The organism is Salinimicrobium sp. 3283s (genome assembly GCF_039602225.1).
Lineage (GTDB): Bacteria > Bacteroidota > Bacteroidia > Flavobacteriales > Flavobacteriaceae > Salinimicrobium > Salinimicrobium profundisediminis.
In genome coordinates, this window is record NZ_CP143631.1 from 622879 (window position 1) to 649638 (window position 26760).

The 26760-nt window shown below is 42.6% G+C and carries 18 protein-coding genes, 2 tRNA genes and 3 rRNA genes; 9 read left to right on the forward strand and 14 right to left on the reverse strand.

Annotation, left to right across the window (positions count from 1 at the left end):
• Positions 1-4: 4 nt before the first annotated feature.
• The 3 genes from VS868_RS02670 to VS868_RS02680 are packed head-to-tail and all read right to left on the reverse strand — an operon-like array spanning position 5 to position 3221.
• Complete coding sequence (locus tag VS868_RS02670; protein WP_345599103.1) at positions 5-841, reverse strand: phytoene/squalene synthase family protein; 837 nt, start codon at positions 839-841, stop codon at positions 5-7.
• Positions 825-2321 carry a phytoene desaturase family protein gene (gene crtI, locus VS868_RS02675; RefSeq protein WP_345599104.1) on the reverse strand — a complete coding sequence of 499 codons (1497 nt, stop codon included), beginning with the start codon at positions 2319-2321 and terminating at the stop codon, positions 825-827. The genes VS868_RS02670 and crtI overlap by 17 nt, the downstream gene beginning before the upstream one ends.
• A gap of 3 nt (positions 2322-2324) precedes the next feature.
• Complete coding sequence (locus tag VS868_RS02680) at positions 2325-3221, reverse strand: MerR family transcriptional regulator (protein WP_345599105.1); 897 nt, start codon at positions 3219-3221, stop codon at positions 2325-2327.
• Positions 3222-3418: 197 nt separating this feature from the next.
• On the opposite strand from VS868_RS02680, the gene VS868_RS02685 reads away from it, so the two are divergent.
• The 5 genes from VS868_RS02685 (at position 3419) to VS868_RS02705 (ending at position 8743) form a co-directional block, all read left to right on the forward strand.
• Complete coding sequence (locus VS868_RS02685) at positions 3419-3640, forward strand: DUF6095 family protein (RefSeq protein WP_266070667.1); 222 nt, start codon at positions 3419-3421, stop codon at positions 3638-3640.
• Positions 3641-3716: 76 nt separating this feature from the next.
• On the forward strand, positions 3717-6035 hold the full coding sequence (locus VS868_RS02690; protein ID WP_345599814.1) for a TonB-dependent receptor: 2319 nt from the start codon (positions 3717-3719) through the stop codon (positions 6033-6035).
• A gap of 2 nt (positions 6036-6037) precedes the next feature.
• Positions 6038-6835 carry a DUF4249 domain-containing protein gene (locus VS868_RS02695; protein ID WP_345599106.1) on the forward strand — a complete coding sequence of 266 codons (798 nt, stop codon included), beginning with the start codon at positions 6038-6040 and terminating at the stop codon, positions 6833-6835.
• A gap of 578 nt (positions 6836-7413) precedes the next feature.
• Complete coding sequence (locus VS868_RS02700) at positions 7414-7770, forward strand: transposase (RefSeq protein WP_345599107.1); 357 nt, start codon at positions 7414-7416, stop codon at positions 7768-7770.
• Positions 7771-7822: 52 nt separating this feature from the next.
• Positions 7823-8743, forward strand: coding sequence for a transposase (locus tag VS868_RS02705; protein ID WP_345599806.1), 921 nt, complete (start codon positions 7823-7825; stop codon positions 8741-8743).
• Positions 8744-8841: 98 nt separating this feature from the next.
• Here VS868_RS02705 and rrf read toward each other — a convergent pair.
• From rrf to VS868_RS02730, 5 genes are all read right to left on the reverse strand, one after another.
• Positions 8842-8950: ribosomal RNA gene (gene rrf / locus VS868_RS02710) — 5S ribosomal RNA — on the reverse strand.
• A 167-nt stretch (positions 8951-9117) separates the two neighbouring features.
• A 23S ribosomal RNA gene (locus VS868_RS02715) occupies positions 9118-11951 on the reverse strand.
• A 248-nt stretch (positions 11952-12199) separates the two neighbouring features.
• A tRNA-Ala gene (locus VS868_RS02720) sits at positions 12200-12276 on the reverse strand.
• A gap of 171 nt (positions 12277-12447) precedes the next feature.
• Positions 12448-12521 (reverse strand) — tRNA-Ile (locus VS868_RS02725).
• A gap of 196 nt (positions 12522-12717) precedes the next feature.
• Positions 12718-14239 (reverse strand): 16S ribosomal RNA (locus VS868_RS02730).
• Together the 16S, 23S and 5S rRNA genes with 2 tRNA genes alongside form the textbook arrangement of a ribosomal RNA operon.
• A gap of 2062 nt (positions 14240-16301) precedes the next feature.
• Here VS868_RS02730 and thrS point away from each other — a divergent pair.
• From thrS to rplT, 4 genes are all read left to right on the forward strand, one after another.
• Positions 16302-18248 (forward strand): threonine--tRNA ligase, encoded by a 1947-nt coding sequence (thrS, locus tag VS868_RS02735; RefSeq protein ID WP_345599108.1) that lies wholly within the window; start codon positions 16302-16304, stop codon positions 18246-18248.
• Between the two features lie 58 nt (positions 18249-18306).
• Entirely contained in the window at positions 18307-18828 is a 522-nt protein-coding gene (infC, locus tag VS868_RS02740) for a translation initiation factor IF-3 (protein WP_345599815.1), read from the forward strand.
• A 67-nt stretch (positions 18829-18895) separates the two neighbouring features.
• On the forward strand, positions 18896-19093 hold the full coding sequence (gene rpmI / locus VS868_RS02745; RefSeq protein ID WP_029033297.1) for a 50S ribosomal protein L35: 198 nt from the start codon (positions 18896-18898) through the stop codon (positions 19091-19093).
• 139 nt (positions 19094-19232) lie between these two features.
• On the forward strand, positions 19233-19577 hold the full coding sequence (gene rplT, locus VS868_RS02750) for a 50S ribosomal protein L20 (RefSeq protein WP_266069989.1): 345 nt from the start codon (positions 19233-19235) through the stop codon (positions 19575-19577).
• A gap of 746 nt (positions 19578-20323) precedes the next feature.
• Here rplT and VS868_RS02755 read toward each other — a convergent pair.
• The 6 genes from VS868_RS02755 to VS868_RS02780 all read right to left on the reverse strand — a co-directional run bounded on the left by VS868_RS02755 (position 20324) and on the right by VS868_RS02780 (position 26760).
• Positions 20324-20755, reverse strand: a complete 432-nt coding sequence (locus VS868_RS02755; protein ID WP_345599109.1) for a secondary thiamine-phosphate synthase enzyme YjbQ — start codon at positions 20753-20755, stop codon at positions 20324-20326.
• 32 nt (positions 20756-20787) lie between these two features.
• Positions 20788-21612 carry an amidohydrolase family protein gene (locus VS868_RS02760; RefSeq protein WP_345599110.1) on the reverse strand — a complete coding sequence of 275 codons (825 nt, stop codon included), beginning with the start codon at positions 21610-21612 and terminating at the stop codon, positions 20788-20790.
• 9 nt (positions 21613-21621) lie between these two features.
• Positions 21622-22725, reverse strand: coding sequence for an AI-2E family transporter (locus VS868_RS02765; RefSeq protein ID WP_345599111.1), 1104 nt, complete (start codon positions 22723-22725; stop codon positions 21622-21624).
• Between the two features lie 21 nt (positions 22726-22746).
• Positions 22747-23931, reverse strand: a complete 1185-nt coding sequence (locus VS868_RS02770) for an asparagine synthetase B (protein ID WP_345599816.1) — start codon at positions 23929-23931, stop codon at positions 22747-22749.
• 154 nt (positions 23932-24085) lie between these two features.
• On the reverse strand, positions 24086-25639 hold the full coding sequence (gene dnaB / locus VS868_RS02775) for a replicative DNA helicase (RefSeq protein ID WP_266069985.1): 1554 nt from the start codon (positions 25637-25639) through the stop codon (positions 24086-24088).
• A 167-nt stretch (positions 25640-25806) separates the two neighbouring features.
• Positions 25807-26760, reverse strand: a complete 954-nt coding sequence (locus VS868_RS02780) for an acetyl-CoA carboxylase carboxyltransferase subunit alpha (RefSeq protein ID WP_345599112.1) — start codon at positions 26758-26760, stop codon at positions 25807-25809.

A 26760-nucleotide genomic window follows, 5' to 3' on the forward strand; every position in this document is an offset into this window, starting at 1 on the left:
TTTTTCAAACCATTCTCATTTTGCATTCCAATAAACTATTGATCATCAAGCCCACTTTTCTGCCATTATTTATTCTAATCCTGCCTGAAAGTACACGCTTTGCCGGTAATCTCTTGATCTTCTTAAATAAAGACTGATAATACACATATGCCAGGTAAACGCCACCTTTTGATGAAGCAGGAAGCATCTTTATTCCCTGCAGGGCAATGCTAAAATCTTCTTCGATCTCCTGTTCGATTTGCTTTTTAGCCTCCCCAGAAAAGTTTTCCATATCAACCCCGGGAAAATAAGTTCTTCCCAAAACATGGTAGTCATCTTTCAGGTCTCTAAGAAAATTTACTTTTTGAAAGGCAGCACCCAGCTTCATAGCATAGGGTTTAAGCTCTGCAAACATTTTTTTATCTCCGCCGGTAAAAACGTGCAGGCACATAAGGCCTACCACTTCGGCAGAACCTAAAATGTACTGCTGATATTTTTCATCGGTATAATCCACTTTTTGAAGGTCCATTTCCATGCTCTGCAAAAATGTATCGATAAGCTGAGTATCTATGTCGTACTGATGTACCACTTCCTGAAAAGAATTCAGGATAGGATTTGCAGAGATCTTTAACTCGAGAGCTTCATAAGTATCTTCACGAAATTTTCTAAGCAGGTATTCCTGGTCATATCCTTCAAAACTGTCAACAATCTCATCGGCAACCCTTACAAATCCGTAGATAGAATAAATTGGATCACGCAGCCGGTCATGCAAAAAATAGATTCCCAGCGAAAAACTGGTACTATAGGAGCGTGTAGTGAGCCGGCTTACCTGTACCGACAAATCATCAAACAGTGACTTCATACTTCTTCTTTTTTAATTCCTTAATAACTTGTTCTGCCGCGATCTTGCCCGAGATGAGCGATGGAGGCACTCCCGGCCCGGGAACGGTAAGTTGCCCTGTATAAAATAGGTTCCGGAGTTTTTTGTTCCTTATTTTCGGCTTTAAAATGGCAGTTTGTTGCAGGGTATTTGCCAGCCCGTAGGCATTCCCTTTGTAGGAGTTGTAATCTTCAATAAAATCGGAGACACAATAACTCTCCTTATAATCTATCTTTCCGGAAATTTTTCGCCCTATTTGTTTTTCTAATCTCTTGATCATGATTTGAAAGAACTTTTCCCTGGTTGGTTCTTCATCCTTTAATCCAGGCGCCAAAGGCATAAGCAGGAAAAGGTTTTCGTGGCCTTCGGGAGCTACAGTGTCATCGGTTCTTGAGGGGCAGCACACATAAAATAAAGGTTTTTTTGGCCAGTTAGGTTTTTTGTAGATTTCTACAGAATGGTCAAAAAGATCTTCATCAAAAAAGAGGGTATGATGCTCCAGCTCAGGAATTCTTTCTGAAATTCCCAAATAATAAATAAGACAGGACGGCGCAAAGGTTTTATTTTCCCAGTACTTTTCGCTGTAATTCTGATGTTCCTTCTGAAGTAATTTCTCCTCAACATGGTGATAATCGGCAGCTGCCACAACTGCATCAAACTCAATTTCTTCGCCGTGTACTTTTAGGCTTTTCACGCTTTTATCAGTTGCGATGATCTGCTCTACGGGTGCATCAAGATAAATTTGCACTCCCTGGGCTTTAGCAACTTTGACCATTGCTTTGATCACACTTCCAAACCCACCCTGCGGGTACCAGGTACCCAGCTTGAGCCCCGCATAATTCATAAGGCTGTAAAGGGCCGGCGTATCCTGAGGCATAGCTCCCAGGAATAACACAGGAAATTCCATAAGAGCGATCAGCTTTGGATCTTTGAAATATTTGCGCACGTGTTTACTAAAAGAGGAAAACACCTGCAATCGCATAGCCCCTTTTATAAGATCAAGGTCTACAAACTCGGTAAGGGAAATACCCGGCATATACACCAGTCTCTCCATGCCCTGCTCATATTTATACTGGGCCTCTTCCATGAATTTATCGAGTTTGGCGGCACTTCCTACTTCAATACTCTCGAAAAGCTCCCGTAACTGATCGTAATTTTCTAGTATGCTCAATTTTTCATTCTGCGGAAATACCACCTCAAAAGAAGGGTCCAAAAGGTCAAGTTTATAGAGATCCTGCACTTTGTACCCAAAGTCGCCGAAGAATTTTTCAAACACATCGGGCATCCAGTACCAGCTTGGTCCCATGTCAAAAGTATAACCACCTGAAGTTTTTAACTGCCTGGCTCTTCCGCCTGCACTGCTGTTCTTTTCGAATAAGTGCACCTCGTGACCTGCTGCCCCAAGATAAGAAGCTGCACTCAACCCAGAAAAACCTGCTCCTATAATTGCTATTTTTGACATCTTTTAGGCTACTTTAATATGTTTTAGTTCACGTTGCAGGTCTTCAACTTTTGCAATTTTCACCAGGTTATCACGGGTCGAAATTTCTTCGGAATCTGTTCCCCTGCCTGCCACAAAAATCTTTCTTTGCCCGGCCACCTGCTGGAGCTCTTCCAGGTATTCTTCAATATATTCAGGTAAATTACACCTAACCATAAAAAACAGCAGGTTCTCAATATGAAGATCATTAATGCATTTCTCTACTGAAGCCAAAGGCACATTTGCCCCCAGGTAAATCACATTTCTACCTCTGCTCCTCAATAAAAAGTTAGAAAACAGAAGCCCAAGTTCATGAAATTCATCTTCTGGTAAAAACAGCAACCAGGGTTCTCCTCCTTCAGTAGTTGCCGGCATAGAATCTATTGCGGTAAACATTTTTTGTCGTAAGAGATTAGAAATAAAATGCTCCTGGGAAGGAGGAATATCATCTACAGACCACATAAGGCCAACCCGATCTAACAAGGGGCAAATAATTTCTATATACATTTTCTCAAGGCCAAACTTTAAAAGGCAGTGAGAAAATACCTTTTCGAAGTTGGCCTCATCATAGCTCATCCCGGCAGCAATAAGCTGGTTGATGAAATACTGATAATCATTCTCTACCCCGGCCTCTTTTTCATACTCCATTCTCATCCGGAAAAGTTCTTCATCGCTTAGAGCACAGAGTTTGGAGATTTTATTTCCTGTAGGTAATAAAGCTACTATATTAAGGAGCCTTCGCAACTGCGCACCGTCATAGTAGCGCGTATTCCCTTCAGATCGGTGAGGGTTAAGCGCATTATAGCGCTTCTCCCAAATACGAATCGTATGAGGTTTTATTCCTGAAAACTGGGAAAGCTGACTTATGGAGAACTGATCCATTGTTTAAATATTTTAACCCAAATTTAAACATAAAATGTTTTGATATATGTTAATTCTGGATTAATATTACCAAAAAATATTTGTACACCCGGCAGCAACAAAAGCTTGCATCGATCTAAATATATGAAAATAAGCCTTTTGAAAGGAGCAGAGTAATTAAAAGAAATTTTGTAAAGGAATAATTATCTTTGAGAAATATGAAACATACCAATAAAAGCCTGTTGCTAAAAGGGCTTAAATTTCTCGCCGGTGCACTACCTCTAAGCTTTGTGGGGCCTGTAGTACTTTTTAGTTCCTTTAAAAACACAGATAACCCCTGGTTTCTTCCGGTTCTTATTTTCGCATTGATTGCTATGGCCGCAGCCATTTACCTCATGTTTAAGGGAATAAACACAGTAATGAAAGCGCTGTTTGATTAGGTGTCAAAAATGACAATTTAAAAACACTTTCTTGAAAAAATTTATCTTCTTCTCTTTGCTCCTCTCCTGCATTTCGATGTGGGCACAGGAAACCCTTGTGATTAATGGTGTGGTAAAAGATGCCCAGAACAACGAGACCCTGGCCGGGGTAAATATCCTTTTCCCTGAACTACAAACGGGAACGGTGACCAATGACTACGGATTTTATTCCATAAAGGTTCCTGCAGGTACCCATAGAATGGAGGTGTCTTACCTGGGATACCAGTCGGTTTCACAAAGGATAGATGTGGAGAACGACATGAAACTGAACTTCCAGCTAAGTACGGCAGCGCAGGATCTGGAAGAGGTGGTGATAACCGATGACACTGAAAGGCTTAACATAAGGAAGCCTGAAATGAGTGTAAATAAGCTCGAAATTGCTACTATACAGAAGCAACCTGTAGTTTTTGGGGAGGTAGATATTGTAAAATCCCTGCTTTTACTTCCCGGAGTTTCAAATGCGGGAGAGGGTTCTTCAGGTTTTAACGTACGCGGCGGTGCAGCCGATCAAAATCTTATTTTGCTCGATGAAGCCACTATCTATAACTCCAGTCACCTGTTTGGATTGTTTTCGGTATTTAATCCCGATGCCATAAAGAACCTGAAGCTTTATAAAGGAGGTATACCGGCCAAATACGGCGGAAGGGTATCTTCTGTCCTCGATATTTATCAAAAAGATGGAAATAGTCGGGAATTTGAGGCTAATGGAGGAATTGGACTCATTTCCAGTCGATTGCTGGCGCAAGGACCAATTGAGAAGGAAAAAAGTTCTTTTTTAATTGGAGGCCGAAGTTCATACGCTCACCTATTTTTAAAACTAACTGATAATGAAAATTCTGCGTATTTCTATGATCTCAATACCAAGTTGACTTTTAGGCTCGATCAAAAAAACACTATTTTATTTTCGGGTTACTTCGGGAGGGATGTGTTTAATTTGAGCGACAGTTTTAAAAACATTTATGGGAATTCAGTTTTCAACCTTAGATGGAATCGGGTTTTAAAAGATAATATCTTCAGCAATCTTTCTCTCATATACAGCGATTATTACTACGGTCTCACCTTAGATTTTGTGGGATTCAACTGGAACAGCGGGATAAAGAACTTCAATTTCAAATATGATCTCGACCATTATCTCAACAGGAACCTGAGCCTGGACTACGGTATTCATTCTACCTGGTATGAGTTTAACCCGGGAGAAATAGAACCAAATTCGGCTTCTTCAGGAATTATCCCAAGAGAACTTATCAAGAAATACGCTTTAGAATCGGCTGTATATTTATCGGTTGAACATACAATTTCTGAAAAACTTTCCGCAGAATATGGTATTAGGTACAGCAACTTTTTGAGAATGGGACAGGAGGAGCTCAACCTTTATGATGAAAGTCCGGTGACATACAACCAGCGGTTTGGGATTTATCAGCAAGCCGATCCTGTAAGCGTAAAGACTTCAGAAAAAAATGAGGTGGAGCGCTCTTTCGGAAATTTTGAACCCCGGCTTGCCCTGGCCTATACTTTTGCTGAAGATCAAAGCGTGAAGCTTAGTTACAACAGGATGACCCAGTACGTGCACCTTATAACCAACACCAGTTCCCCTACGCCGCTAGATGTGTGGACGCCAAGTGGTAAATATATCGAACCCCAATCCCTGGACCAGGTAGCAGCAGGATATTACAGAAATTTTGCTAATGATGAATATTCGCTTGAAATTGAAGGCTATTATAAAACTCTGCGAGACCGACTTGATTACATAGACGGTGCAAACCTTATTGCAAATGATGCTATAGAACAGGTGATTTTACCTGGAGAAGCCCGGGCTTATGGCGCAGAATTACTGCTGAAAAAAAATAAAGGAAAATTCACCGGATGGCTTGCCTATACCTTATCAAAATCTGAACAGCGCACCCCCGGAAGAACACCTATAGAGCCCGGAATCAATAATACGGAGTGGTATGCCACCGCTTACGATAAGACGCATGATGTTTCATTAACTGCTACTTATGAGGTGAGTCAAAAATGGGATTTTAGCGCCAACTTTATTTACCAAACAGGTCTTCCCACAACTTATCCTACCGGGCAGTATATTTTTGAAAACATGACGATCCCTGTATATGCGGACCGAAATAGTAACAGACTTCCTGATTATCACAGGCTAGATATTTCAGCTACTTACACCCCTAAAAAGAGATCGGCAAAAGCTTATAGTTCTTCATGGAATTTTGGACTCTACAACGTATATGCGCGTAAAAATGCGGTTTCGATTAACTTTAGGGAGAACGATGACACCTCGGTCAATGAAGCTGTAAAACTTTCGCTTTTTGGCATAGTGCCCTCTGTGACCTACAACTTTAAATTTTGACGATGAAAAAAATTGGGTTTTTACTGCTGTTTATGATGTTCATCTCATGTGAAGAGGTGATAGATGTTGATTTGGAAGAAGCTGAACCACGACTCGTCATTGAAGCCTCTCTGGTATGGAATAGTGAAGAAGAAACGAATATACAGAGCATTAAACTTACTACAACGGCACCTTATTTTGATGACGAAGTACCACCGGTAACCGGCGCCAATGTTAAGGTTACTTCGGAAACAGGCCAGGAATACCTTTTTGAAGAGGTAAGCGAGGGAATTTACCAAAACGACGATATTACCCCTGAAGAGAATATTACCTACCAGCTAGAGGTGATCTATGAAAACGAAGTCTATACTGCCACAGAAGAGTATTACACCACTACAGATCTGCTTTTCGTCGAACAGGAACTGGGTGGGTTTTCAGGAGATGAATATGAGTTTAAAGTATTTTATGAAGACCCTGCAGATGCAGAGAATTTCTACTTTTTTAGATACCTGAACGAGCAATATTCACTTCAAATATATAACGACGAATTCACGAATGGCAACCAGACTTTTGCATTTTTTAGTGACGAAGATGCAGAAGAAGGCGATTTAGTGCTGTTCGAAATCCAGGGAATCTCCGACGGATTTTACGATTACATGTTCATACTGCGTTCTCAGGCCGGGACTTCGAATGGCGGTCCTTTTCAGACCCAGCCCAGCATTGTGAGAGGAAATATTGTAAATCAAACTAACCCTGAAAATTTTCCTTTCGGATATTTCAGGCTTTCTGAAGTTGACGTTCTCACCTATGAAGTGAAATAGTAATACGTTAAATTCTGCTGAATTCTGTTATATTACCTGAAGTAAATTTTGAGGAAAGAATACCCTCCCCGTCCTTCGGACTTCCCCTCCCTGGAAGGGAGGGATGTTGATATTCGGTTTCAAATGTGACTTCACGTTTTGTCAGTTTCCCTCCTCTCTGATGAAGGGTGGCCACAGGCCGGGGTGGTGCATGTTTCCGGGAAATTGTTTTGGTTAACCCGGCACGGATTACAAATCCGCGCCAGCCACATTTCGGAAGCGAGACCCTTCCCATCCGCCACAGGCAGATTGCCCCTCCCTAGAAGGTAGGGGTGCTGAAAGTCGTTTTCTACAGAAGCTTCTCGCTTAAATGTTCCCCTCCTCAGCTGAGGAGGGGTGGATCCGCCGGGAGACGGAGACGGGGTGGTGCATGGGGACCGGGATGCTTGTTGGGTGACAGAGCACGGATTACAAATCCGCGCCAGCGGGGTAAATTTCTACTGCAATCCCCCTCCTCTCTGAGGAGTGGTTAGGGATCATTCCTAAATGTTGTGGAGGAATTGGAGTAAATCTCGATCTTTGCAGAAAAATTACTGTAGGTGGATAATAATTACCTGGACCTGATTAAGCTTGTACTTCCACAATTCTTGGTGGAGAATTTTGACTTAGAAAAGAGTAGAAAAGAAAAAGAAGTACTTCATCTTTATTTTGAAGAACGCAATATCCCTCCTCACGAACATTCTTCCAAGATTTTAGTATCTAAAGGTTTCCACAAAGAAATTACTATTCAAGACTTTCCGCTCCGGGGAAACACCGTTTATCTTCATGTGAAACGCCGTCGATGGTTGGATAAAGATACCGGACAGGTAGTGCAAAGAGACTGGAACTTAGTAGCACAGGGAACACGTATGACCAACGAGTTCGCTGCTTTTTTAAAAGAAATTAGTCGATACTAAGGCTTCTGACTGCCATACTATTGGAAGTTTCTACAGTGTCAATGGAAAGAAACTGCAGCGCCAGTACAAAGACTTTCTGAGTGATTTTAAGCAGTGGAAAGAAAAGAAGCACGCCAGAAAGTGGCTTATCTTTCCAGAGAATATGGGACCTTACCTCTCCATTGATGAGACTGCTCTATCCAAAGGAGAGCTCTACACGATCATCACCAATAAGAAGGCTAAAGGTAAAAAAGGAGCACTTGTAGCTATTATTGCCGGTACTAAAGCTGAAGCTATCATTGAGCAATTACTAAAGATCCCTTCTTATCAACGCAATAAAGTGAAGGAGATAAGCTTAGATATGGCTCATTCCATGAAGCTTATCGTGCAGAAATGTTTTCCAAAAGCAATAAAAGTCACAGATCGATTCCACGTCCAGAAGCTGGCTATTGAAGCCCTTCAGAACCTCCGGATCAAGCATCGATGGGAAGCAATTGATTATGAAAACGAGCAGATACAGAAGAGAAAATTAAAAGGCCAAAGTTATACTCCAGAGACCTTTACCAATGGAGATACCAGGAAACAGTTATTGGCCAGGAGTAGATATCTGCTATACAAAGCTCCATCGAAATGGACAGAAAGTCAATCTAAAAGAGCTAAAATCTTGTTCCATGAATATACAGACATTGATAAAGCCTATGCACTTGTCAATAGCCTTAGAAATGTATTTAACCAGACAAAATCTATTGAAGCAGGATATACAAGATTAGCCCATTGGTATAAAGAAGTAGAAGAATCCGGATTTAAATCATTTAACACCGTTGCCACAACAATAAGTCTCAACTACAGATCGATCTTAAACTACTTTAGAAATAGAAGCACAAATGCTTCAGCAGAATCATTCAATGCAAAAATTAAAGCTTTTAGAAGTCAATTTAGAGGGGTGAAAAATGTAGAATTTTTCCTGTACAGATTAACTACATTATTTAGCTAGTCCACAACTTTTGTTCTTGATCCGTGGTTAGCTACAGGCCTTGCTGATTTCAGGGCATAAAAAAACCCTTCATCAAATAAATGATGAAGGGTTTAAAAGAAAGGCGGCGACATACTCTCCCACAAATAGCAGTACCATCTGCGCTAACGGGCTTAACTTCTCTGTTCGGAATGGGAAGAGGTGAGCCCCGTTGCTATAACCACCTTAAATCGTTAGTATGCAGTGTTCAGTGATCAGTTGGCAGTAGCCATGATTACTTACTAGATATCATACCTAATAACTTTGACATAGTTGGAAAATAATAATATAAGAAAACACTTTGAGCAGTATATTAAGCTTTAGGTTATCCTCCCCGGCCCTTGCAGGCCGGGAAGCGCACTAAGCTATACGGATTATTAGTATCACTCGGCTATGACATTACTGCCTTTACACCTGTGACCTATCAACGTGGTAGTCTCCCACGATCCTTTAAAGAAATCTCATCTTGTGGTGGGTTTCGCGCTTATATGCTTTCAGCGCTTATCCCTTCCCAACGTAGCTACCCAGCAGTGCTCCTGGCGGAACAACTGGTACACCAGAGGTTGGTCCAACTCGGTCCTCTCGTACTAGAGTCAGATCCACTCAAATTTCTAACGCCCACTGTAGATAGAGACCGAACTGTCTCACGACGTTCTGAACCCAGCTCGCGTGCCACTTTAATGGGCGAACAGCCCAACCCTTGGGACCTTCTCCAGCCCCAGGATGTGACGAGCCGACATCGAGGTGCCAAACCCCCCCGTCGATGTGAGCTCTTGGGGGAGATCAGCCTGTTATCCCCGGAGTACCTTTTATCCTTTGAGCGATGGCCCTTCCATGCGGAACCACCGGATCACTATGCTCTACTTTCGTACCTGATCGACCTGTATGTCTCTCAGTCAAGCTCCCTTATGCCATTGCACTCTACGCACGGTTACCAAGCGTGCTGAGGGAACCTTTAGAAGCCTCCGTTACTCTTTTGGAGGCGACCACCCCAGTCAAACTACCCACCAAGCACTGTCCTTCCAATGGAAGTTAGGCTTCAAACAAGTAAAGGGTGGTATTTCAACAATGACTCCACGATACCTGGCGATACCGCTTCAATGTCTCCCACCTATCCTACACATCACTTGTCCAAAGTCAATACTAAGCTATAGTAAAGGTTCACGGGGTCTTTTCGTCCCACAGCGGGTAATCGGCATCTTCACCGATACTACAATTTCACCGAGCTCATGGCTGAGACAGTGTCCAGATCGTTGCACCATTCGTGCAGGTCGGAACTTACCCGACAAGGAATTTCGCTACCTTAGGACCGTTATAGTTACGGCCGCCGTTTACTGGGGCTTCAATTCAATGCTTCGCCGAAGCTAACATCTCCTCTTAACCTTCCAGCACCGGGCAGGTGTCAGACCCTATACATCATCTTTCGATTTAGCAGAGTCCTGTGTTTTTGATAAACAGTCGCCTGGACCTTTTCACTGCGGCCCCACCGGAGTGGGGCGACCTTTCTCCCGAAGTTACAGGTCAATTTTGCCTAGTTCCTTAGCCATGAATCTCTCGAGCACCTTAGAATTCTCATCCCAACTACCTGTGTCGGTTTGCGGTACGGGCTGCTTTTGCTCGCTTTTCTTGGAAGTCGATATTCAGGATTATCACCGCCGCCGAAGCTTGGGTGTACTATCGGGGTGTTACCACTCCCTTCAACGCACTATTCCGTCAGTGCGCACCTAATTCTCGCCTCCGTCACTTTTAACGCAAAGCAGGTACCAGAATATTAACTGGTTGTCCATCGACTACCCCTTTCGGGTTCGCCTTAGGCCCCGACTAACCCTCAGCTGATTAGCATAGCTGAGGAAACCTTAGTCTTTCGGTGTGCGGGTTTCTCGCCCGCATTATCGTTACTTATGCCTACATTTTCTTTTGTAACCGCTCCAGCATACCTCGCAGTACACCTTCTACGCTGTTACAATGCTCCCCTACCACTCTATACTAATGTATAGAATCCATAGCTTCGGTAGTATGTTTATGCCCGATTATTATCCATGCCGAACCGCTCGACTAGTGAGCTGTTACGCACTCTTTAAATGAATGGCTGCTTCCAAGCCAACATCCTAGCTGTCTAAGCAGTTCAACCGCGTTTTTTCAACTTAACATACATTTGGGGACCTTAGCTGATGGTCTGGGTTCTTTCCCTCTCGGACATGGACCTTAGCACCCATGCCCTCACTGATTAACATCATTTTATAGCATTCGGAGTTTGTCAGGAATTGGTAGGCGGTGAAGCCCCCGCATCCAATCAGTAGCTCTACCTCTATAAAACTAATTAATCGCTGCACCTAAATGCATTTCGGGGAGTACGAGCTATTTCCGAGTTTGATTGGCCTTTCACCCCTACCCTCAGGTCATCCCAAGACTTTTCAACGTCAACGGGTTCGGTCCTCCACTATGTGTTACCACAGCTTCAACCTGCCCAAGGGTAGATCACACGGTTTCGCGTCTAACACTACCAACTAAAGCGCCCTATTCAGACTCGCTTTCGCTACGGCTCCAGGGCTTAACCCCTTAACCTCGCTGGCAACGTTAACTCGTAGGCTCATTATGCAAAAGGCACGCCGTCACCCCCTAAAGGGCTCCGACCGCTTGTAAGCGTATGGTTTCAGGATCTATTTCACTCCGTTATTCACGGTTCTTTTCACCTTTCCCTCACGGTACTGGTTCACTATCGGTCTCTCAGGAGTATTTAGCCTTAGCGGATGGTCCCGCCAAATTCATACAGGGTTTCTCGTGCCCCGCACTACTCAGGATACCACTATGGTTTATGTTCATTACTTATACCGGGCTATCACCGTCTATGGCCACTCTTTCCAAAGTGTTCTAATTCTGTTCACAACCAATGTCGTGGTCCTACAACCCCGGTAAGTCCGTAAACTTACCGGTTTGGGCTAATGCGCGTTCGCTCGCCACTACTAGCGCAATCACTATTGTTTTCTTCTCCTCCGGGTACTTAGATGTTTCAGTTCTCCGGGTTCGCCTCCTTTCGGATAACATACCTTCAGTATGCTGGGTTGCCCCATTCGGATATCTGCGGATCAACCTGTATGTGCCAGTCCCCGCAGCTTTTCGCAGCTTATCACGTCCTTCATCGCCTCTGAGAGCCTAGGCATTCCCCATACGCCCTTATTTAGCTTATGTGCTTTTACCTAATATGCTCTTTTAAAAGTTATGAGTTAAGAGTTCAGAATTATAAATAACTCCTATTCTTACTTCAACACTCTTATTTAATATAATTTGCTCTATCTATAATCTTACAACTATAGAAATTTTTATGTTTCTCGTATTCTTATTTTCCAATATGTCAATGAACTTTCTACAATTATCAATTAGCAATCAACAATCACCAGTTTAAAACTGATCATTGATCATTGTTTATTGATCATTGTGTGGTGGAGAATATCGGAGTCGAACCGATGACCTCCTGCGTGCAAGGCAGGCGCTCTAGCCAGCTGAGCTAATCCCCCGTTTTTTTAGTTGGCAGTGGTCAGTATTCAGTATTCAGTTCTCACTGTACTGCGTACTGCTTAACTGCGTACTGTAAACTGGTTGCCCAACTTCTAAAATTTCCTTCAGTATTTCTCAATGAACTTCTTAACTCTGACCATTGTTTATTGATCATTGTTAATTGTATTTCGTAGTCTCAGGCAGACTCGAACTGCCGACCTCTACATTATCAGTGTAGCGCTCTAACCAGCTGAGCTATGAGACTGCAATTAGTAGTGAGTAGTTAGTAATTAGTAGTGAGATAGCTTTTCGCCTCATCTCAATACTCAATACTCATATCTCAATACTATATATTATTAAATTGACAGTGAATTAAGACCAAAAGAAGCTTATCACTTTATTTGTAAAAAGGCTCCTTATGTCGTAATTGCGTTTTGCCTTATAAGAGGCAAAATCTCTAGAAAGGAGGTGTTCCAGCCGCACCTTCCGGTACGGCTACCTTGTTACGACTTAGCCCCAGTTACCAGTTTTACCCTAGGCGGCTCCTTGCGGTGACCGACTTCAGGTACCCCCAGCTTCCATGGCTTGACGGGCGGTGTGTACAAGGCCCGGGAACGTATTCACCGCATCATGGCTGATATGCGATTACTAGCGATTCCAGCTTCACGGAGTCGAGTTGCAGACTCCGATCCGAACTGTGATAGGGTTTATAGATTCGCTCCTGGTCGCCCAGTGGCTGCTCTCTGTCCCTACCATTGTAGCACGTGTGTGGCCCAGGACGTAAGGGCCGTGATGATTTGACGTCATCCCCACCTTCCTCACGGTTTGCACCGGCAGTCTGATTAGAGTTCCCGACATTACTCGCTGGCAACTAATCACAGGGGTTGCGCTCGTTATAGGACTTAACCTGACACCTCACGGCACGAGCTGACGACAACCATGCAGCACCTTGTAACTTGCCCGAAGGAAAAGGTGTTTCCACCCCTGTCAAGCTACATTTAAGCCCTGGTAAGGTTCCTCGCGTATCATCGAATTAAACCACATGCTCCACCGCTTGTGCGGGCCCCCGTCAATTCCTTTGAGTTTCATTCTTGCGAACGTACTCCCCAGGTGGGTTACTTATCACTTTCGCTTAGCCACTCAGCTCTCAATCGAGCCAAACAGCTAGTAACCATCGTTTACGGCGTAGACTACCAGGGTATCTAATCCTGTTCGCTACCTACGCTTTCGTCCATCAGCGTCAGTAAATTATTAGTGATCTGCCTTCGCAATCGGTATTCTATGTAATATCTATGCATTTCACCGCTACACTACATATTCTAACCACTTCATAATTACTCAAGGTATGCAGTATCAATGGCAGTTCTACAGTTGAGCTGCAGACTTTCACCACTGACTTACAAACCCGCCTACGGACCCTTTAAACCCAATGATTCCGGATAACGCTTGGATCCTCCGTATTACCGCGGCTGCTGGCACGGAGTTAGCCGATCCTTATTCATACGGTACCGTCAAGCCCCTTCACGAAGGGGTGTTTCTTCCCGTATAAAAGCAGTTTACAACCCATAGGGCAGTCTTCCTGCACGCGGCATGGCTGGATCAGGCTCTCGCCCATTGTCCAATATTCCTCACTGCTGCCTCCCGTAGGAGTCTGGTCCGTGTCTCAGTACCAGTGTGGGGGATCTCCCTCTCAGGACCCCTACCTATCGTAGCCATGGTAAGCCGTTACCTTACCATCTAGCTAATAGGACGCATACTCATCTTTTACCGCCGAAGCTTTAATTATCAAACGATGCCATTTAATAATACCATGGGATATTAATCCGGGTTTCCCCGGGCTATGCCCCTGTAAAAGGTAGATTGTATACGCGTTACGCACCCGTGCGCCGGTCGCCACCATCCGAAGACGTGCTGCCCCTCGACTTGCATGTGTTAAGCCTGCCGCTAGCGTTCATCCTGAGCCAGGATCAAACTCTTCATCGTTAAATCTTATATACTTTAACAACTACTAAAGGAATTCCTCTTCTTCATCCCGTTTAACCGGGAATCAAAGCTCAAAACGTTCTTCTAGTCTTAATTCTTATTTGCATTTGTTGCTAATTAAAGCAACATACGCGCTGTCAATTCAATATGTCAATGAACTCAAACCCCCTCCGCCTTCGGCACCTCCCCTTTATAAGGGGAGGATCATTCCGTATTACTGGAAGGATCGTCTTGTTGAAATTAAAGGAGTCGAACCTTATTCTATCTCACCCAACCCGGGATTTCTTTTCAGCATGTTTTTATGAACTTTCGCTCTCTCTCAAAGCGGCTGCAAATGTATAACCTTTTTTGAAACTGACAATAAAAAAATTTTATTTTTTTTCAGCCACTCTCGAAGCTAATCCCGTAAAAGCGGATGCAAACTTACAACCTTTATTACTTAACTTCAAAATGTTTTTTAGAGAACTTTTTCAACCCTAAAAGAACACTTACCGTGCCTCTCAAAGCGGATGCAAAGATAAAACCAATTTCCTTTACAATCCAAGATAAAATTCAAAAAAATTTCAGAGAACTTATTCGCTTTAAAGGCTTGCTACATATAGGCTCAGACACCGTCTCTCCTACCCCCGTCACTCCCTCTCAAAGCGGCTGCAAATATACAACTGAATTCTAATCCCACAAGCCTCCAACAAAAATATTTTAAGGTTTTTTTGACATTTTTCTAAACCCCAAAACTAAGGTGCTGAAAATGAAATTTTTGAAGAGAGATTTTTTCTACACTTTTTTATCCTGAAATTAAAAGTAGAGGATGTATGGTTACAAGGATGGGCATTTTTCGATGGTGCGACCCCGCCGGGGTCGTGTGGGGCGTGATCTCTTGGTTATAAATATTGGACCCCGTCGGGGTCACAGTTCCCTCCACTCCTGCTATAAGCATGTAATTCCTTCGAAATTATGAGTACATGATATCTCTTATATATACTATGTAGATCCATTACCAGCAGGAGGTGCAATTTTGTGAAAGTACTACTATTATATGGCTCCTTCGGACCCTGAGACATACCTTATGAGATAAGAGGTGCCGAAAATGGCATTTTTGAGAGGTGACATTCACAAAGGTGCGACCCCGTCGGCGTCGAAGGTGTGACTGCCTCTTAGTTACAAACATATGACCCCTTCGGGGTCGTGGAGTCGAGGGCTTCAGGGGTTATGAAACATAAGACCCCTCCAGGGTCTGGGTTCGTGACCTGTTCTTAATATATAGTATGTGGTAAGAATCACACCAGCAGGAGGTACAATTTTGTGAAAGCCCTATAATTATATGGCTCCTTCCGGCTTTTAAAACATCGTTTATCAGGTAAGAGGTTCCAATAATGGCATTTTTGAGAGTTGGCGTTTCGGAAGGTACGACCCCTTCGGGGTCGGGGTCATCACGGTATCCAGGTTAAAAACATGTGACCCCGTCGGGGTCATGAACGTTACGCTATCCAAGTTACTAACATGTGAGACCTTTTGGAATCGTGGGGTTGAAGGCTTCAGGGGTTATGAACATGTGACCCCTTCAGGGTCGGGGTTCGGGACGTGTTCCCGTTATTAAAGAAATAAGAGACTTTGCGGTCTTGAGTTCGTAACTTATTACGTGACAAACATAAGACCCGATAGGGTCTAACCATCCGGATCCTTTGGATCCGGTATATGTATTATTCTTCGGCAGGGGTGACCCCGAAGGGGTCAAATGTTTATAGCTGATAAACGAAATATCCATCGAATTATATTAATAGGAATCAAAACAATCAATCAAATCCGATTATTTCAATGCCAATCGAAGAACAAAACCCCAAAACCATTACAAAATAATGAATCGAAGACGCGTACCTGCGTTAGGGAGAGAAGCGGAAATCCTTTTTGTGAAGTATGAACAAAAAGATTGGAGCGCATAGCCCGACCCGAATGAGCGGTAGCGAAGGCGGGGAACGCCCAAAACCTTCACATACATATTATATATATTAGTATTGTAAAGCACCTATGAACCTGTTATCTTTGCAGACCTAATTTGAGTTTTATGATAAAGATTACGTTGCCCGACGGCAGTATTAAAGAGTTTGAGAACGGCACTACCCCAATGGAGGTAGCAAAAAGCATTAGTGAAGGCCTGGCCCGTAATGTGATTTCGGCAAAGTTCAACAATACAGTGGTTGAAACATCCACTCCTTTAAATACCGACGGCAGCCTTACTTTATATACCTGGAACGATGCCGAGGGAAAAAAGGCTTTTTGGCACTCTTCTTCTCACGTGATGGCACAGGCAATCCAGGATCTTTACCCAGGCGCGAAACTTACTATTGGCCCCGCTATTGAGAACGGCTTTTATTATGACGTGGATTTTGGTGACCAAAAGATCTCTGAAAACGACTTCAAAAAGATTGAAGACCGAATGCTGGAAATTTCACGGGGTAAGCACGACTTCCAGATGAGAGAGGTTTCCAAGCAGGAAGCTCTTGATTTCTATAAAAAAGAAAATAACCCGTTCAAGGTTGAACTTATTGAAAACCTCGAGGACGGAACAATCACCTTCTGCGACCATGATACCTTCACAGATCTTTGTCGCGGCGGCCACCTTCCCAACACCAGCGTGATTAAAGCAGTGAAACTGATGAGTGTTGCGGGGGCTTACTGGAGAGGTAATGAAAAGAATCCGCAGTTGACACGGGTTTACGGAATTTCATTTCCGAAGCAAAAAGATCTCAAGGAATATCTTGAAATGCTGGAGGAGGCCAAGAAAAGGGATCACCGTAAATTAGGTCGTGAGCTGGAACTTTTTACTTTTTCACAAAAAGTTGGGCAGGGGTTACCTTTATGGCTGCCAAAAGGTGCTGCTTTGAGAGAGCGCCTGGAGAACTTTTTGAAAAAAGCTCAGAAGAAGGCCGGATATGAAATGGTGGTTACTCCGCATATTGGGCAAAAAGAACTTTATGTTACTTCTGGCCATTATGCGAAATATGGAGAAGACAGCTTTCAGCCAATCAAAACGCCGAATGAAGGAGAAGAATTTTTGCTGAAACCTATGAACTGCCCGCACCACTGCGAGATTTACAACCACGGGCATTGGAGCTACAAAGATCTTCCGAAGCGTTTTGCTGAATTCGGAACTGTTTATCGTTACGAGCAGAGTGGCGAATTACACGGACTTACCCGCGTACGCGGATTCACTCAGGATGACGCCCACATTTTTTGTACTCCAGATCAATTAGATTCTGAATTCAAAAAGGTAATCGATCTTACTTTATATGTATTCAGCTCCCTCGGATTTGAAGATTTTACAGCTCAGGTTTCTTTAAGAGATCCTGAGAATAAAGAGAAGTACATAGGATCTGACGAAAACTGGGATAAAGCTGAAAATGCCATAATCAATGCCGCAAAGGAGAAAGGTCTTAACTATATCGTAGAAACCGGTGAAGCTGCTTTTTACGGACCCAAACTGGATTTCATGGTGAAAGATGCCCTTGGCAGACAGTGGCAGCTGGGAACCATTCAGGTAGATTATAATTTACCAGAACGTTTTGACCTTACCTATAAAGGAAGTGATAATGAAATGCACCGACCGGTGATGATTCACCGTGCTCCTTTTGGTAGTATGGAACGCTTTGTAGCTGTACTGCTGGAGAATACAGGAGGAAATTTCCCACTTTGGCTGATGCCAGAACAGGCTATTATTCTCTCCCTCAGTGAGAAATACGAAAAATACAGCCAAAAAGTTTTAAATTCGCTGGAAAATCACGAAATTCGCGCCCTTGTAGACAACCGGAATGAGACCATTGGTAAGAAAATCCGGGGAGCAGAAGTAAGCAAGATTCCGTATATGCTGATTGTTGGAGAACAGGAAGCAGAGAATGGAACGGTTTCTGTACGTAAACACGGGGAAGGCGATCTTGGCAGCATGACTGTCGAAGAATTTGCCCAACTAATTAAAGAAGAAGTAAATAGTACTTTAAAAACATTCGAAGTTTAATTAAAATTTTTGAGCCATAGCAATACGTAGAAAAAGAACCAAAAGACCTCTTAGAGAAATCAAAGAAGATCCGCATCGCATTAACGGAAAGATACGTGCGGAGGAAGTTCGCCTTGTAGGCGATAACGTGGAAATGGGTGTCTACCCAACCCGTAAAGCATTAGCCATTGCCGAAGAACAGGAGCTGGACCTGGTGGAGATCTCCCCCAACGCCAATCCTCCCGTTGCTAAAGTAATGGACTATAAAAAGTTTCTCTATGAACAGAAAAAGCGTGACAAGGCATTAAAGGCCAAAGCAACCCAGGTGGTTGTTAAAGAGATACGTTTTGGTCCTAATACAGACGATCACGACTATGAGTTTAAGAAAAGGAATGCAGAAAAATTCCTTAAAGACGGAGCCAAATTAAAAGCTTTCGTATTCTTTAAAGGGCGTTCTATTGTATTTAAAGAACAGGGAGAGATCCTTTTACTGCGCCTTGCTACCGATCTTGAAGAACTTGGAAAGGTAGAGCAAATGCCTAAACTTGAAGGGAAAAGAATGACTATGTTCCTCTCCCCCAAGAAGTCAAAATCTAAATAACCTCCTGCCATTCTAATGGATTGCATGAGTTACAATAATAAGTGAGATAATTAAAAAGAAGGACAGAATGCCTAAGATGAAAACAAAATCCAGTGCCAAGAAGCGTTTCAAGCTTACCGGTACCGGAAAGATCAAAAGAAAGCATGCGTTTAAAAGTCACATCTTAACCAAGAAGACTAAAAAACAAAAGCTAGCGCTGACTCACAGTACTTTGGTACATGAAGCAGACGAAAAAAATATCAAACTTCAATTACGTTTGTTGTAGTTGAACCTTTGATGGTTTACCAAATTTAATAACCCTGGAGTCAGGCCAATTAGACGTGAGATTTTAGATATGAGATCTGAGATCTCTTTTAATTAAAAGTGCCGGTTACCGGCCGCCTGCTACAAAAAAATTTAAAAATATGCCAAGATCAGTAAATTCAGTTGCGAAGAGAGCCAGAAGAAAAAAGGTTCTTAAGCAAGCAAAAGGTTACTTTGGACGTCGTAAGAACGTTTGGACAGTAGCGAAAAACGCGGTTGACAAAGCAATGCTATATGCTTACAGAGACCGTAAAACCAAGAAGAGAAATTTCCGTTCACTTTGGATCATCCGTATCAATGCAGGTGCCCGTATGCACGGAATGTCTTATTCACAATTCATGGGGAAAGTTAAAGCCGCAGGAATCGAATTGAACCGTAAGGTTCTTGCCGATCTGGCGATGAACCACCCTGATGCGTTTGAAGCTATCGTCAAAAAAGTAAAATAAATTAAACTGTTATCTCACTTATAAAATCCCGTTCGAAAGAGCGGGATTTTTTTATGCTGAAGACTTCTAAAGTTCTTGCCACAGATGCACAGATAATTTTATTACTCTTTGTGATCTGCAAAATCCCGTTCGAAAGAGGGGGATTTTTTTATGCTGAAGATTTCTAAAGTTCTTGTCACAGATGCACAGATGATTTTATTACTCTTTGTGATCTGCAAAATCCAGTTCGAAAGAGCGGGATTTTTTTGTGCTGAAGATTTTTAAAGTTCTTGCCACAGATACACAGATGATTTTCTTACTCTTTGTGATCTGCAAAATTCCATTCGAAAGAGCGGAATTTTTCGTACTAAGACCTCTTTTAAGGATGCGACGAACGCATGAAGGATTTTTTCACCCTGACCTGCAAAGTTTCTGAAATCGATTAGCAGGTTCTTCTATTAGCCACAGATGTACAGATGAAAATCCTTTCAAGTCTTTACTCTACCGCAAATCCTCAACAGTACCATCTCCAATAGCGGGAAAAAGCAGGATTTTTTAGCAGAAATATTCTACGGCAATAATCCCCTCCACCGCATGTCCGCAAGATGGGGTGTTTTTTTTTATATATCAACAGACCTGCAAGTTTTTGTAACCTTGTAGGTCTCACTATAAAATATAACCATCCAAAAAAGTTTAAAAGTACCAAGTGTACTCTCGAAGAATCCTGAAACAAGTTCAGGATGATAAACCAAAGAGGATATTCAAAACTATTTGCTCGTACCAGTGATGGTAAGCACCAACTTCCTGCTGCCGCCGTGGTCACGATGTTCACCCAGGTAAATTCCCTGCCAGGTGCCCAGGTTTAGTCGCCCATTTGTAATGGGGATCTGAAGAGATGTTCCCAATAAGGCTGCTTTTATGTGCGCCGGCATATCGTCACTCCCTTCTAAAGTATGTTTATAGTAAGGTTGATCTTCGGGTACCATCTTATTAAAATGGCTCTCAAAATCATCTCTTACGGTAGGATCGGCATTTTCGTTGATGGTCAGTCCGGCGGAAGTGTGCTGAATAAACAACTGTAAAAATCCTACAGAAATTTCCCTAAGTTCAGGGATTTGCTGAAGCACCTCATCGGTTACCAGGTGAAAACCTCTGGGTTTGGCTTTAAGTTTTATTTCCTTCTGAAAAATGTAATCCATTTTTGCCATTTTTGACACCTTAGTTTTTACTCTTATAAGTTATAAAATTCAGCAGCATTTTTTCCGAAGATCTTTTCTTTGTCTTCTTTTGAATAACTGCTGAAGAATTTCTCTATAATCCCGTTAACTTCTGAATAACTTGCTGCAGACAAACAAACCGGCCAGTCAGAACCAAAGATTAAGCGATCTACACCAAAAGCATCGGTGACCTCCTCAAGAAATGGGAAGAAATCGGTAGTTTTCCAGCTGAAGTCGGGAGTTTCGGTTACCAAGCCTGAAATTTTGCACCACACATTGGGAAAAGACGCCAGTTGCTGAATCTGCTCTACCCACTGCTTATCGGGTTTTCCTGAAATCTGGGGTTTTCCCATGTGATCAAGGACAAATTTTTGCCGGGGAAAGGCTTTTACAAGTTCTACAGCACCGCCAAGCTGATAATCGAAAACAAGAATATCATAAGTGAGACCGAGATTTGCCAAAAATGATATTCCGTGCTGAAATTCAGAAGACATCATAAATTCCCCTTTTTCGTCCCAGACGGTGTGACGTATACCTTTCAAAAATGTGTTTTTTGAATAGTGCTTCAGGCGTTCTTCAACTTCAGGGGAACCTAAATCTACCCAGCCAACCACTCCTTTAATAAAGTCGTGCTTTTTTGCCATTTTCAGCAGAACCTCTGTCTCTGCTTCAGATTGATCGGCCTGTACAGCAACACATCCCGAAAATCCCCTTTTTGACAGCAAAGGCTCAAGATCTTCCGGAGAAAAATCTTTTCTGATCACGGCCATTTCATCAGAAATCCATGAATATTTTTCAGCATCATACTGCCAGAAATGCTGGTGCGCATCAATTTTCATAAGAAAATATTATTTTGAATCGGAGTCGTCGTGATCTGCTTCAACCGCTACCGGCTTTTTATCAACCTCATTTTCGGGGTTACCGGAAGCCTCCAGATGGTCTTTCACATATAATTCTTCTATAATTACTATAAGTGCGGCAAGGATGGGCGTGGCCATGATAAGCCCTAAAATTCCTGTTATCAACCCTAAAAGTACCATCCAGAAAAGTGTAAGTGCGGGAGGCAGGTGCACCATCTTTTTTTCGATCATTGGCGTAATTAAGTAGCTTTCTACTATTTGAATACCAAAGTAAAGTATGAGCACATAAATATACATATTACCTCCCTGCATGAGTGCGATCAATACTGCCGGCGCAAGGGCGAGATAGGGACCGATATTGGGAATGAAGGAGAATAATGCAGCTATTAACGCGAGGGCGTAAGGCATGGGCATGCCAAGAATTTCCAGGCCTATAGCTGTAAATACTCCAACTACCAGCATAGAAATGAGCTTGGCCATCATCCAAAGGCTGAGAGAACGCTGAGTTTTATCCATCACCTCAATTAAACGCGGACGGAAATTTATTGGAAATAACCTTATAAATCCGTGGGTGTAAATCTTTGGACTGGAAGCCAGAAAGATTCCGGTTACGATGATGATAAAAAAGTTCGCAATCGCCCCGATAGTGGTTGAAAAAGACCCCACAATTCTCGACACTACTTTTTCCCGATTTTCAATTAAAGCACCAAGATCTGAAGGTAATTCTTCAAATAAACTACGCCCAACGGAAGTCTGCCTTATCTCCTCCCTCAAATTGTTAAGAGATTGCGGTAAAGTGTTTGTCATTTCCTTCACCTGTTGTACCATAGAAGGGCCTATGAGTACAATGATCAACACCAGGATTCCCGTCATGGACAGAAGCACCAGCAATAACGCCAGCCAATAGGGCATTTTAGATTTACTAACTATCCAGTTGGAAGAGAAATTTAGCAAAGTAGAAAAGAAGATACCGGCAAAGACCAAGAGAAAGAAATTGGCGTGAAAAATAAGCAGCGCAAGCGCTGAAAGCATCAGCAAGGCTATAAAAATTGTTTTGGTGATCTTCTTGTTGTAGTTATTGGTTTTTTCCATAGTTGGCTAGAAAGAGTCTTCTCAGGTTTTTTGTTTTTGTTTTTTGGCGGCAGGAAAAAGCACATTATTGAGAATAAGACGATATCCGGGGGAAGTGGGATGTAGTTCCAGTTCGGTTTTTGGGTCTCCTACCATGTGTTGGTAATCTTCGGGATCATGGCCTCCATAAAAGGTAAAAAATCCATTACCTTTTATTCCGTGGATATATTTTGCTTCCCCATTGATCTTGCTCTGCCCCATTACCAGCACAGTGGGTTTGATGGTAGCAGGATCATAAGCTGTGGTTTGGCCCATAAATCCTTTGACGAGCATGGTGTGGTTTTGGGTTAACATAGTAGGCACCGGATCCCATTTTGCCGAGTATTCCATCAAGCTAAAGTAATCTACATCCATAGGCACACGACGCTTACCCGTCATATCTATGGACGAGAATTCATATACCATCGGATTTCTTTCCAAAATAAAATTCTCAAAGGCAAAACTCTTCTCAAAATTCAGTTCTTTTTGATAATTAGGGTCGCTGGGATCACCGTCAAACATAGGTTCTGCAATATCTACCCCTTCTGCCGAAAGGGCGATATCAAAACTATCGGTGGCACTGCACATGGCGAACATGAATCCGCCTCCAACCACATAGTCCCTAATTTTTAATGCCACTGCAAGTTTTTCTTCAGCAAGTTTTTCATATCCCAGTTTGGCAGCCAAAGCTTCAGCCTGCTTCTTGTCTTCAATATACCAGGGAGCAGTGCGGTAACTGCGATAAAATTTTCCGTATTGGCCCGTAAAATCTTCGTGGTGCAGGTGCAGCCAGTCAAACAACAGTAGGGCATCATTAAGAACTTCCTCATCATAAATGGTTTCATAAGGAATTTCGGCATAGGTGAGCACCATAGTTACAGCATCATCCCAAGGCTTATTTCCCTGTGGAGAATACACTGCAATTTTAGGGGCTTTTTCAAGTAATACAGCCTGCATATTTTTAGATGGGCTCGAGATTTCTTCAAGAATATCTGAAGTTTTTTGATCACTAATCACCTCATAGGAGACACCACGGATCTTACATTCTCTTCGGAGTTCTTCGGAAATGGGCAATAAAAAGGAACCGCCCCTGTAATTGAGCAACCACTGCACTTTTACATCTTTGTCGAGCATCCAGTAAGTGATGCCATAAGCCTTGAGGTGGTTACGCTGACTTTCGGCATCCATAGGGATAAGAATCTGTGATGCAAAAGCTGAAGCAGAAAACACCAGGAAAAATAACAGTATGCAAAAGCCGGAAAAAGTTGTACTATTTCCGGCTTTTAAAAATATGTCTTTAGTAATAAACTCTACGGAAAAATTCCGGAGAGATGAGATTTTATTAGAAAGGTACGTCGCTGTCGTCATCATTTAAGTCATCATTCATCGAGCTTCCGAAGGCTTCATTGGCACTCGGGAAATGGCTGGTATTAAATCCAAAATCTCCTGAATCATTGTCATTCATCTTTGAATGGAACTCAGAAGGGGAATCAAAGTCATCTAAGTTATCGAATTTACCTAAATGTCCAATGAATTTAAGCCTAATATTCTCAAGTCCACCGTTCCTGTGTTTGGCAACAATGAATTCTGCCTGTCCATCTGTTGGAGAACGCTCTTCGTCATCCCACTCTTCTATCTTATAATATTCTGGTCGGTAGATGAACGAAACGATATCGGCATCCTGCTCAATCGCCCCCGATTCCCGAAGGTCACTCAAAAGTGGCCTTTTTGACCCCCCTCTTGTTTCCACTGCCCGCGATAACTGCGAGAGCGCAATTACCGGCACGTTCAATTCTTTTGCCAGGGCTTTAAGGTTTCGGGAGATCGTCGAGATCTCCTGTTCCCGGTTCCCTCCTTTTTGGCTACCACCGGCAGTCATTAACTGAAGGTAATCAATCACGATCAACCTAATACCGTGTTGAGAAGCCAACCTCCTCGCCTTTGCCCTAAGGTCAAAAATTGACAGGGAAGGCGTATCATCAATAAAAAGCGGTGCTTTTTCAAGACCCTTCACCTTTACGTTAAGCTGTTCCCACTCATGTTTTTCAAGATTTCCTGTACGGAGTTTTTCTGAAGACAAACCGGTTTCAGAAGAAATTAAACGGGTGATCAACTGTACAGAAGACATCTCCAGGGAAAAGAAGGCTACAGGAATATTCTGGCCTACAGAAATATTACGGGCCATAGAAAGTGTGAGGGCCGTTTTCCCCATACCAGGACGGGCCGCCACAATCACAAGGTCACTGGGTTGCCATCCGGAAGTAAGCTTATCGAGCTTTTCAAATCCTGAAGGAATCCCTGAAAGACCTGATTTGTTGGAAATCTCCTGGATCTTTTTCTTTGCCTGCATCACAAGATCTTGTGCAGTTTCTGAAGATCTTTTTATGTTTCCCTGCGTTACTTCATAAAGTTTAGATTCCGCAGTGTCTAAAAGATCGAAAACATCGGTAGTTTCATCGTATGATTCTTCGATGATCTCGTTGGAAATCTTTATTAAACTACGCTGAATATATTTTTGAAGAATGATCCTTGCATGGAACTCGATGTGAGCAGAAGAAGACACTTTTTGGGTGAGCTGCACCAGGTAAAAGTCGCCACCTACCTGCTCCAGTTTCTGATCTTTCCTCAATTGATTGGAAACCGTTAATAAGTCGACCGGTTCAGAATTCTCGAACAGCTTAAATATGGCTTCGAATATATATTGATGGGCACTTTTATAGAAAACATCGGGATGTAAAATATCGATAATTTCGTCAACACCTCTTTTATCAATCATCATGGCTCCAAGCACAACTTCTTCTAAATCAACAGCTTGAGGCGGAATTTTCCCTTTCTCGAGATTGATGACATTCCCGGGATTAAAATTATAATTTTGAGGGGCTTTGACTTTTTCCATGTTACGAAAGTAGAGAAATAGAGTATAGAATTTAGCCGAAAAAGGCTTTACTTAGTTCACAGGTTATGAACATTTTAACTGTTCATAACTTAAAAATTTTGTTGATAAGGCCAAAAAAATCCGAAGGGTTTCTCTCCGGATTTTTTCCTGTCTTATGTAATAAGGATTTAACCTTTAAATACTCCCATTTGAGAATATTTGTTCATTCGTTTTTTCACCAGTTCATCTGGTGATAAGTTTTTAAAGTCTTCATAAGCTTCAGAAATGGCATCTTTTACTATAGAAAATGTCATTTCCCTGTTGCTATGTGCACCGCCAACTGGTTCTTTTACGATCTCGTCTATGAGCTTTTGCTTTTTCATATCTTTAGCAGTAAGCTTCAAAGCATCGGCTGCCTTTTCTTTGTACTCCCAGCTTCGCCATAAAATTGACGAACAGGATTCGGGGGAGATCACAGAGTACCATGTATTTTCGAGCATGAGTACTTTATCTCCCACAGCAATACCCAGAGCGCCACCACTGGCTCCTTCACCAATAATCACAACGATAATGGGTACTTTAAGCCTGGTCATTTCGAGGATATTTCGGGCGATTGCTTCTCCCTGCCCTCTTTCTTCAGCTTCAAGCCCGGGATAGGCTCCAGGAGTATCTACAAAAGTTACTACAGGGATTCCAAATTTTTCGGCAGATTTCATTAGGCGGAGCGCCTTTCTATAACCCTCAGGATTTGCCATTCCAAAATTGCGGTACTGCCGGGTTTTTGTATTAAATCCCTTTTGCTGCCCCACAAACATGTAGCTTTGATCGCCAATTTTTCCAAGGCCTCCAATCATGGCTTTATCATCTTTTACATTTCGATCTCCATGAAGTTCCAGAAAAGTGTCACCACAAATAGCGTTTATGTAGTCTAATGTATAGGGGCGGTTTGGATGGCGTGAAAGCTGAACCCTTTGCCAGGCAGTAAGATTCTTATAGATCTCTTTTTTGGTTTCGGTGAGTCTCTTCTCAATTTGACGACATGTAGCTGTAACATCAACATCACTTTCCTTACCAATGGCACAAGCTTTCTGGTACTGCTCTTCCAACTCTTTTATAGGTAATTCAAAATCTAAATATTCCAT

Coding starts and splice junctions, on each gene's coding strand:
- VS868_RS02670 (WP_345599103.1), bottom strand. CDS start 841: ATGAAGTCACTGTTTGATGATTTGTCGGTACAGGTAAGCCGGCTCACT.
- crtI (WP_345599104.1), bottom strand. CDS start 2,321: ATGTCAAAAATAGCAATTATAGGAGCAGGTTTTTCTGGGTTGAGTGCA.
- VS868_RS02680 (WP_345599105.1), bottom strand. CDS start 3,221: ATGGATCAGTTCTCCATAAGTCAGCTTTCCCAGTTTTCAGGAATAAAA.
- VS868_RS02685 (WP_266070667.1), top strand. CDS start 3,419: ATGAAACATACCAATAAAAGCCTGTTGCTAAAAGGGCTTAAATTTCTC.
- VS868_RS02690 (WP_345599814.1), top strand. CDS start 3,717: ATGTGGGCACAGGAAACCCTTGTGATTAATGGTGTGGTAAAAGATGCC.
- VS868_RS02695 (WP_345599106.1), top strand. CDS start 6,038: ATGAAAAAAATTGGGTTTTTACTGCTGTTTATGATGTTCATCTCATGT.
- thrS (WP_345599108.1), top strand. CDS start 16,302: ATGATAAAGATTACGTTGCCCGACGGCAGTATTAAAGAGTTTGAGAAC.
- rpmI (WP_029033297.1), top strand. CDS start 18,896: ATGCCTAAGATGAAAACAAAATCCAGTGCCAAGAAGCGTTTCAAGCTT.
- rplT (WP_266069989.1), top strand. CDS start 19,233: ATGCCAAGATCAGTAAATTCAGTTGCGAAGAGAGCCAGAAGAAAAAAG.
- VS868_RS02755 (WP_345599109.1), bottom strand. CDS start 20,755: ATGGATTACATTTTTCAGAAGGAAATAAAACTTAAAGCCAAACCCAGA.
- VS868_RS02760 (WP_345599110.1), bottom strand. CDS start 21,612: ATGAAAATTGATGCGCACCAGCATTTCTGGCAGTATGATGCTGAAAAA.
- VS868_RS02765 (WP_345599111.1), bottom strand. CDS start 22,725: ATGGAAAAAACCAATAACTACAACAAGAAGATCACCAAAACAATTTTT.
- VS868_RS02770 (WP_345599816.1), bottom strand. CDS start 23,931: ATGGATGCCGAAAGTCAGCGTAACCACCTCAAGGCTTATGGCATCACT.
- dnaB (WP_266069985.1), bottom strand. CDS start 25,639: ATGGAAAAAGTCAAAGCCCCTCAAAATTATAATTTTAATCCCGGGAAT.
- VS868_RS02780 (WP_345599112.1), bottom strand. CDS start 26,760: ATGGAATATTTAGATTTTGAATTACCTATAAAAGAGTTGGAAGAGCAG.